The organism is Bifidobacterium sp. UTBIF-68 (assembly GCF_006408855.1).
Lineage (GTDB): Bacteria > Actinomycetota > Actinomycetes > Actinomycetales > Bifidobacteriaceae > Bifidobacterium > Bifidobacterium reuteri.
The window spans coordinates 1-9,004 of the sequence record NZ_JFAN01000048.1 but is presented as its reverse complement, the minus strand read 5'-3'; the positions used below and the strand labels follow the sequence as shown (position 1 = coordinate 9,004).

General features: G+C 59.0%; 8 protein-coding genes. All 8 read left to right on the top strand.

Translation table 11 applies throughout. The annotated features are described in order from the left end of the window. The first annotated feature begins 114 nt into the window (after window positions 1–114). Window positions 115–1,722 carry an extracellular solute-binding protein gene (locus BW14_RS11345; RefSeq protein ID WP_140490711.1) on the top strand — a complete coding sequence of 536 codons (1,608 nt, stop codon included), beginning with the start codon at window positions 115–117 and terminating at the stop codon, window positions 1,720–1,722. 106 nt (window positions 1,723–1,828) lie between these two features. Further along, window positions 1,829–2,800, top strand: coding sequence for a sugar ABC transporter permease (locus tag BW14_RS11340; RefSeq protein ID WP_033500025.1), 972 nt, complete (start codon window positions 1,829–1,831; stop codon window positions 2,798–2,800). Between the two features lie 12 nt (window positions 2,801–2,812). Then, entirely contained in the window at window positions 2,813–3,751 is a 939-nt protein-coding gene (locus BW14_RS11335) for a carbohydrate ABC transporter permease (RefSeq protein ID WP_038444913.1), read from the top strand. Window positions 3,752–3,810: 59 nt separating this feature from the next. Further along, on the top strand, window positions 3,811–4,479 hold the full coding sequence (locus BW14_RS11330) for a YesL family protein (protein WP_140462612.1): 669 nt from the start codon (window positions 3,811–3,813) through the stop codon (window positions 4,477–4,479). Window positions 4,480–4,514: 35 nt separating this feature from the next. Beyond that, entirely contained in the window at window positions 4,515–5,603 is a 1,089-nt protein-coding gene (locus tag BW14_RS11325) for a LacI family DNA-binding transcriptional regulator (protein ID WP_140490709.1), read from the top strand. A 68-nt stretch (window positions 5,604–5,671) separates the two neighbouring features. Next, the gene (locus BW14_RS11320; protein WP_140490707.1) at window positions 5,672–7,585 is read left to right on the top strand and encodes a glycoside hydrolase family 32 protein; all 1,914 of its coding nucleotides are present in this window, start codon (window positions 5,672–5,674) and stop codon (window positions 7,583–7,585) included. Between the two features lie 373 nt (window positions 7,586–7,958). Next, window positions 7,959–8,231 carry an ACT domain-containing protein gene (locus BW14_RS11315; protein ID WP_034879504.1) on the top strand — a complete coding sequence of 91 codons (273 nt, stop codon included), beginning with the start codon at window positions 7,959–7,961 and terminating at the stop codon, window positions 8,229–8,231. Between the two features lie 66 nt (window positions 8,232–8,297). Next, on the top strand, window positions 8,298–9,004 hold a 707-nt coding region (locus BW14_RS11310), incomplete at its 3' end, for a DUF711 family protein (protein ID WP_140490705.1).

The following is a 9,004-nucleotide window of genomic DNA, read 5'->3' as shown; positions in this document are numbered from 1 at the left end:
TTATAGTGTTAACCACCGCAAAGAAACAACCACAAAGCAAGTGGCTGACGGGGTCGTACCGGTGCGTCTTACATCGGTACGGGGAGGAAACATCAAGGAAGAAGGAGCCTAATCATGGCACGAAGAAGTGTTCGCCTGTTGGCATCAATAGCTGCAGTCGCGACTATGGTCACGACGTTTGCCGCCTGCGGCAACAAGCAGGCCACCACAGACGAGAACGGCAAGCCAATCGTCAACATTCTGGTTCGTCGCAACGTGACCGACCATCCGATGCAGGACACCCAGTACACCAAGGATCTGGAAGCCGCCTGCGATTGCACCATCAAGTGGCAGGAAGTCTCCGACAACGCTTGGGGCCAGCAGAAGAGCGCCAAGATGGCCGCCGGTGAATTCCCGGACATTGGCTTGAGCTTGTTCAGCATGGTGGATGCGGCCAAGTACAGCACCTATTTCGAGGATCTCAAGCCGCATCTGGACAAGATGCCGAACGTCAAGAAGTTCCTCAAGGCCCAGCCGGGCGCCGCGAAGTACGTTACCGATGGCACCAAGATCGCCATGCTGCCCTCCGACCGCGGCAAAGGCTATGAGGTCTCCGGCACCCACATGTTCATCAACAAGACCTGGCTGGACAAACTGGGCCTCCAGATGCCGACCACCTGGGACGAGCTCGAGAACGTGCTCGAAGCCTTCAAGACCCAGGATCCGAACGGCAACGGCAAGGCTGATGAGGTGCCGATGAATATCCGCAGCCTCGGCTTCGGCCTGTGGAGCCCTCTGGCGCTGATGAACTCCGAAGGCGTGGTCACCTCCTTCATGGGCGGCGGCGCTTCCGAACAGGGCTATTATGTGGACAACGGCAAGGTTAAGAGCTATTACACCTCCGACGCGCTCAAGGACGTCGTCTCCTACCTGCACGGACTCATGGCCAAGGGCCTTATCCCGAAGGATGTGCTCACCCGCGACGCCTCGCAATACACTTCGCAGACCGTCAGTGACGGCAAGACCGCGCTGACCGGCGTCTCCTTCGGTTGGTCCAACTACGCCGAATACGGCAACGCGCTTGGCGACCAGTACGTCACCCTGCCGCCGCTGAAGAAGGACGCCTCCACGCCCGACTCCCAGGTCAAGTGGGATTATTCCCAGGACGCCTGCCGCTGGGCCTACTCCGGTTCCGGCCTGACCGTCAACCCGAACGCAGCCAACCAGGACGCCATCTACAAGGTGATCGACGCCATGTACGGCGAGAAGCTTTCCGTGGCTGGATTCTTCGGCTCTATTCCGGATATCGTCTCCGATGACGGCGACCACCAGTACACCATCGACAAGGCTAAAGCCTACGCCGAATATCCTGATACCCGCGCCGTCGCCCTGCAGGACCGCTTCGGTGGCTGGATTCGCGACGACGTGAAGATGGTCAACGACACCAACGCCGACCAGGTCACTGCGTCCGATTTGGCCATTCGTGAGGCGCGCAACCGCGTCGACGGCGTCAAGGATGTCGTACCGATTTACGTGCGCCCGAATACCGAGGACTCCAACACCCTGCAAAACAACAACACCGCCATCTCCAACTACGCGAACAACCAGATCGCGAAGTGGGTCCAGAAGGGCGGCATCGACAAGGAATGGGATGCCTACGTGAAGAAGGTGTCCGAACCGACCCTCGGTCTCGACGCCAACATCAAGATTTGGCAGAAGTGGTACGACAAGTACACCAAGTAGCCAAGTAATACCGCGGGGTCCATCGCACGGGTTCGTTTCTCTTCCGTGACTGCCGCCGGACCCCGCATTTTTGTTCCCTAGCAATCATCCTAAATTGGAGACCAACATGAGTGCACAAACATCGCAAGGCGTTGCTGCACGGACCGTGGCGATGGAAGCGGCTCCCGACCGCAAGAAACCAGGTCTGCTCGATCGCATCGCCGACCACTTCCGCCGCTACTGGCAGCTGTGGATCCTCACCGCTCCTGCCCTGTTCTTCGTCGGCCTGTTCGCCTACGTGCCGATGTGGGGCATCCAGCTTGCCTTCCGTGAATTCGACCCGACCAAGGGTCTGACCGGCGGCAAGTTCGTAGGATTCAAATATTTCAACGAGTTCTTCCATAACCCGCTATTCGGCGAGATCATGACCAACACCATTCGCATCTCCCTGTGGACGCTGGTCATGGGCTTCATCTTCCCAATCATCCTGGCCCTGCTGATCAACCAGATCGGCTCCAAGAAAATCAAGGGCTTCGTACAGACCGTCACCTACATGCCCCACTTCATCTCCGTGGTGGTCATCGTCTCGATGCTCAACATCTTCCTGTCCCCGGGCTCCGGCATCCTGGGCCGCTTCTTCGGCGACGAATCGCTGATGGGCTCCACCAGCGCCATCACCGCCGTCTACTGGATCTCCGAAGTCTGGCAGCACGTCGGCTGGAACTCCATCATCTACCTGGCCGCGCTCGCCGGTGTGGACACCTCGCTGTACGAGGCCGCGAAGATCGATGGCGCCGGCCGTCTGCAACTGATCCGTTACGTCGACCTGCCGGCGATCATGCCGACCTGCGCAATCCTGCTCATCATGAACATGGGTTCCGTGCTCAACGTGGGTTTCGACAAGATCTACCTGATGCAGAATTCGCTGAATATGCCGGCCACCGAGGTCATTGCGACCTACACCTACAAGATCGGTATTATTAACGGCCAGTATTCGTATTCGACCGCCATCGGCCTGTTCAATACCTTGGTCAACTTCGTCTTCCTGATCACCGCGAACGCGATCGCCAAGCGCGTTTCCGATACGAGCATTTTCTAGGAGGCAGCCATCATGTCTGCAACAACAACCGGGGCCGTTGCCCAAAGCAAGAACGATATTCCCTGGAACAAGCATGTACGTCAGAAGAAAACGCCAGGTGATCTGGCCGTCGACTTCGTCATCGTGCTGCTTCTGGTGTTCACCGTGGTCGCAGTGCTCTACCCCCTGTGGTTCGTGGTCATCGCATCGTTCTCCGACCCGAATGCCGTGGCCGGCGGCGAAGTGACCCTGCTGCCCAAAGGCGTGACCTTCGTCGGGTATGCGAAGGTGTTCGCCAACCATCGCATCTGGCAGGGCTATCTCAACACGATCATCTACTCGGTGGTCGGCACCGCGGTCAACATGGCCGTGACCATCCCCTGCGCCTTCGCGCTGTCCCGCCGTGAGTTCAAGCCGCGCCGCGTCATCATGTTCCTGTTCACCGTCACCATGTTCATCAGCGGCGGCCTGATTCCGAACTATTTGCTGTACAAAGCCCTCGGCATCAACAACACCATGTGGGTGTTCATCCTGCCCGGCGCTGTCTCCGTATACAACGTGATCGTTGCGCGCTCCTTCTTCGAAACCTCCATTCCGGAGGAACTGCATGATGCTGCGCAGATCGACGGCCTGAGCTACTTCGGCTACTTCTTCAAGATCGTGCTGCCGTTGAGCTCCGCCATCCTCGCCGTCATCGGCCTGTACTACTTCGTCGGCCACTGGAACGACTTCATGACAGGCTTGATCTACATCACCGACGACACAAAGCAGCCGTTGCAGGTGGTCTTGCAGCAGTTGCTGCTGGTGGCACAAGGCACCGGTACGAACGTCAACGCCGCGGCCCAACAGCAGGCGGCCGACCAGATCAAGTTCGGCATTATCATCGTCTCCACGCTGCCTCTGCTGGTGCTGTACCCGTTCCTGCAGAAGTACTTCAACAAGGGCGTAATGCTGGGCGCCGTCAAGGGCTGATCGCCACAACAACCGAAACGCAACCGGCCCAAGGCCGCCGAACAGAGAAAGGATTCGCCATGCTTGCCCGTTTTTCCGTGGCCTACGAACGGTTCTGTCGTCTGCTGCTCACGATTTTCGTGGTGAACGTCGCCATGGTCGCGCACACGCTGCTCGGTGCCGTGGTGCTGGGATTCTTCCCGTCCTGCGCCGCAGCGCAGACCACGTTCCGTACGTGGCTGCGTGCAGAGGATCGTTCGATGCGAGCCAAGGAAGTGTGGGGCATCTTCCACACTGCATGGAAGAACGAACTCAAGCAGGCGAATCTTTTCGGCTGGCCGTTGGCCGTGTGCTGGGTGGTGCTCGCCCTCGACTACTACATGATGAACTGGCACGCACGGGGAACGTTCGATGTGGCTGTCTCCGGCGTGCTGTTCGTCCTGGCGCTGGTATTGCTGGTCTTCACCATGCTGGTCTGGGTGGTGCGCGCGAACTACGACGAACGTCCGTTGTGGATCGCCCGCACCACACTGACCATGATCGTGGCACGCCCGCTGTGCACCCTGCTGCAGATCGGACTCTCGCTGCTGACGATTCTCGTCTGGGCGCAATGGCCGGGCCTGCTCATGGTATTCGGCATGTCGCTGCCAATGTTCTGCACTGCGTGGATCGTGTACTCGTTCGGCCGGATTCCGGGAATGGACATCCATGACCGGGAGCAGCCGGGCATCCGATACGCGAAAAGCTGAACGGCAGAGTGTCGCCAAAGAAAGGCGGGCATACAATGGAATCCGCTTCACAAAGCCGCCAAGCAGACAAGGCAAAACCATTGGTATCGATCAAAGACATCGCCAAAGAGGCCGGCGTCTCCATTTGCACCGTGTCATTGGTCATGAACAACAAGGACCGCAATCGCGTCAGCAAGGCGGTGGCGCAACGAGTGCGCGGAACGGCCCAATCAATGGGATACAAGCCGAACTCCGTGGCGCGTACATTGCGCACCAGCAGGTCGTATGTCCTCGGCTTTATCACCGATGAGATCGCCACCACGCCATATGCCGGGCGCGTACTGGTGGGAGCGCAGGAGGCAGCGCGCAAACTCGGCTATATTCTGCTCACCGTCAACACGGGAAACGATCGGGAACTGGAAAACCAGGAGATCGCGGCCCTGCGGCAGTACCGCGTGGACGGTTTCCTGTATGCCATGATGTACCACCGTGTTGTGGAGATCCCCGACGAACTCGAAGGCAGCCCCACGGTCGTCGTCGACAGCGAAGACGAGAATCGCAAGATTCCCTCGATCTACCCCGACGACGAAATGGCAGGGTACGATGCCACCAATCGGCTGATTCAGGCCGGCTGCAAACGCATCGTTTACTACGGTTCCTCAATCACCATTATCGCCCAGGGGAAGCGGTTCGCCGGGTATCGCCGAGCGCTCGCGGACGCGGGCATCCCCTTCGACGAGCAGTTGGTCGTCAACGTGGAAGAGGCCACAAACGCCGCTTCGGAAGCCGGTCGCGTGTTCGACGAGATCAAGCCGGACGGCATCTTCTGCTTCAACGATGTGCGCGCGACCTTCATCTACGAGGCGGCCAGAGAGCGGTCGGTCGGCATCGGCACAGACGTTTCCGTGATCAGCATCGACAACCAGCCGCTCATTACGGACGTGCTCAAACCCGCGTTGACCACCTTGGAGCTTCCTCACTACGAAATGGGCTTCGAAGCGATGCATCAGCTGGTCGCCATGATCGACGATGAAGCCGCCACGGAAAGCCTTGCACGCAGTGAGGATTCGATCAGGCGTTCGGAGAACGGCCCGATGACACCGTTGCGTTGCCGCATCATCGAACGCGATTCGATCGTTTCCTGACGGCACTGCGTCTTTGAGTATTTCCATCCATTTTCCATATTCATTTCACACGTGTAGAGGGGTCTACTATGTCGAATACCTATTCCATCTCCATCGAAACCGGCGGCTACCGGCAGCTCGATCTGTTCGCCGAACGCTGTGGCGAGGGGAACGCCGTCGTCACCGTTGCGGACGGCAACGGCGTCGCAATCGCGGCGCACACCATGCCCATCGCCGAACGCAGGCATCATTTCTCCATTGCGGTGCCGCAGAAATCCACCGTCACCGTGGCGGCAAGCGGCCTGGTTGTACGCTTCGGCTACCTTTCCGAATGCGATGACCTGCTTGACAACGGCGTTCGCTACGTGAACATGAATCCAAACGACACCGATTGGCCTGCACAGCCCACGCTGGAACAGATCTACAACCGTTTCGGGCGTTCGGGCGCGCATTTCGAACCGTTCGCACGTTGGATGAACGATCCGAACGGCCTGTGCCAGTTCCAAGGGCGCTACCACCTGTTCTTCCAGCTCAACCCGTATGGTTTCGGCTGGGACAATATGCATTGGGGGCACGCGGTAAGCCGTGATCTGGTGCATTGGACTCATCTGCCAGTCTTCCTGGAACCGCAGCCCGAACTGCACACCGACGAGCGTATCGTCGGCGGCGCGTTCTCCGGTTCGGCCGTGACCGTGGACGAGCATGACAATCCGGTCGCCGGCAACGAGGCAAACGCCATCCGCCTGTACCTGACCCGTCATCTGGAAACCCGCGGCGACGAATCCTCCGTCACCGAATACCAGACCACCTGCCTGTGCGAGGACGGCGTGCATGTTCGCGTGGAATCGCCGGTGGCGCTGCGTGCGAATGACGATTTTGGCTATGACTTCCGTGATCCGAAGGTTGAATGCGGCATGGGCGGCGAGGCGCTCGACCCGGATCGTGCCTATATGGTAACCGCCACCAATCTGCCGGTATCGGAATTTAGCGCAGACGCCGCCGATAGTGCGGTTCCCGGCATCAGCACCCAGAACACCGGCGGCTGGTTCACTTATTCTCCTCAGGGCAAGCCGGGGGTCGACCAGCCGAACAACGCCACCGTTCCCGCCATGACATTGTTCTCCGCGAAGAAACCGCTCAAGCGCAATGTGACATGGCGCTACGAAGGGCCGGTGCTTGCCGATTTCGGTCATCAGATCGCACGCACCTACGAATGCCCTGACCTGTTCCAGGTCGACGGCGTGACCGTTGCCGTGGGCGCGCTGATGCATTACCGCGACAAGCAGGGACGTTTCCAGCAGGTGCGCTGGTATGCCGGCGACTTGGTGAATACCGATAATGGTCCGAAACTGGATGTCAAGGCCAGCGACTGGTGCGATTTCGGCACCGGATATTACGCCACGCAAAGCTTCGCCGACGATAACGGCCGTCGCATCGTATTCGGCTGGTTCACCGATTTTCCGGAGATGCGTGTCGAACAGCCGTGCCTGGCCAACGGCATGATGTCGCTGCCGCGCGAATTGCATGTGCGTGACGGCAGGCTGTACAGCAAGCCGGTGAGCGAAGTGTACCGCGAGCTGCTCGGCGAGCGTCTTGCCGTGCACTGCGATGGCGGGGATATGGTCGTTACGGCTCCCGGCAACGCATACTATGCGAACGTGCATCTGGCGGATGATGCCGATGCCATCATGGTGCTGGCGAAGGGCGTCAACCCGCAGGACGGCAGGCCGACCGAACTGCTGCTGCAGCGCACTGATGGCGTGACCCGCCTGGTGGCCAAGGGCACTGCGGTGGAGGATGTCGACTTCGACAGCGGCATCACCGATGTTCGCCAGGTGGAGGTGTTCTTCGACCGCAATGTTGTCGAAGTGTTCCTCAATGGCGGTCAGACGGCAGGAAGCATGCTGTTCCAAGGCGCTGATGGCGACGGTGGGCTTCGCATCGCGTCGTCCGGCAAGATCGATGCGGTTGATGCGCGTGCATTGAACGGTATTTGGCGCTAAGACGTAGAGCCGTATCCGGCGGCCCCGTTCCTGCGTGTTCCTTGTGACACGGCGGGTGCGGGGCCGCTGCCGTATGTGCAGGGGTATGTACGCGATATGTGCGAGATATGGGCACGATATGTGCGCTGCGTTGTAGTTTGCCGGCGGATGTTGCATGTCATGCTGTGTTGCGACACGGCGCGGGTGAATCCGTGGGCGGTGACGACCTAGGTAAACGTTTGACTACTGACATGCGCGTGTGGCGTCTCACCATGTAATGCGAAAAGCGGGAGAGAGGGGTGTTTTGGCACGTGCCTTTCCTATACTTGAGGGCACGTCCGGCAATTCGCCGAGACGGTAACTGGATATTCGCACCTAGCATTTAGGGAGTTCCATGAACAAGGCAATCATCACCGTCGTCGGCCAGGATACTGTCGGCATCATCGCACGCGTCTGCACATACCTTTCCGAACATCAGGTCAACGTGCTTGACATTTCCCAGACCATCATCGACGGTTTCTTCAACATGATGATGATTGTGGATTATTCCAACGCCGACAAGGAATTCGGCGAGGTCGTGGACGATCTCGACAAGCTCGGCGAGGAGATTGGCGTGCGCATCCGCTGCCAGCGCGAGGAGATCTTTACCAAGATGCACCGCGTCTGATCCGCGGCATACGTGAGTCACGCAAGTAATCGAAGCCACGAATCGTACTAATCGTAAGGAAAAACCATGCTGAATATCATGGAGGTCCACGAGACCAACCAGATGATCGAGCAGGAAAAGCTCGACGTGCGCACCATCACCATGGGCATCAGCCTACTGGATTGCGCCGCCGACAGCGTCGACGAGGTCTGTGAGAACATCTATAACAAGATCACCACGTATGCCAAGGATCTCGTATCCACTGGCCAGGCCATCGAACGCGACTACGGCATTCCGATCGTCAACAAGCGCATCACCGTCACCCCGATTTCCCTGGTCGGCGCAAGCTCGTGCAAGAGCTCCGAGGACTTCGTCAAAATCGCGCACGCGCTCGACCGTGCCGCCAAGAAGGTCGGCGTCGACCTGATCGGCGGCTATTCTGCACTCGTATCCAAGTCCATGACCCCGGCCGAGGAGATGCTTATCCGGTCCCTGCCGCAGGCACTTGCCGAAACGGACATCGTGTGCTCGTCCGTTAACGTGGGATCCACCAAAACCGGCATCGACATGAACTCCGTCGAACTGCTCGGCCACATCATCAAGGACATTGCGCACGCCACCGCAGACAACGACTCCTACGGTTGCGTGAAGTTCGTGGCATTCTGCAATGCCCCCGACGATAACCCGTTCATGGCCGGCGGTTTCCATGGCGTGACCGAAGGCGATGCGGTCATCAACGTCGGCGTTTCCGGCCCGGGTGTGGTCTCCCGTGCATTGGACGAGGCCAAGGGCAA

Excerpts from the sequence above, each read along its gene's own strand:
- BW14_RS11345 (WP_140490711.1), top strand. The coding sequence starts at position 115 with ATGGCACGAAGAAGTGTTCGCCTGTTGGCATCAATAGCTGCAGTCGCG.
- BW14_RS11340 (WP_033500025.1), top strand. The coding sequence starts at position 1,829 with ATGAGTGCACAAACATCGCAAGGCGTTGCTGCACGGACCGTGGCGATG.
- BW14_RS11335 (WP_038444913.1), top strand. The coding sequence starts at position 2,813 with ATGTCTGCAACAACAACCGGGGCCGTTGCCCAAAGCAAGAACGATATT.
- BW14_RS11330 (WP_140462612.1), top strand. The coding sequence starts at position 3,811 with ATGCTTGCCCGTTTTTCCGTGGCCTACGAACGGTTCTGTCGTCTGCTG.
- BW14_RS11325 (WP_140490709.1), top strand. The coding sequence starts at position 4,515 with ATGGAATCCGCTTCACAAAGCCGCCAAGCAGACAAGGCAAAACCATTG.
- BW14_RS11320 (WP_140490707.1), top strand. The coding sequence starts at position 5,672 with ATGTCGAATACCTATTCCATCTCCATCGAAACCGGCGGCTACCGGCAG.
- BW14_RS11315 (WP_034879504.1), top strand. The coding sequence starts at position 7,959 with ATGAACAAGGCAATCATCACCGTCGTCGGCCAGGATACTGTCGGCATC.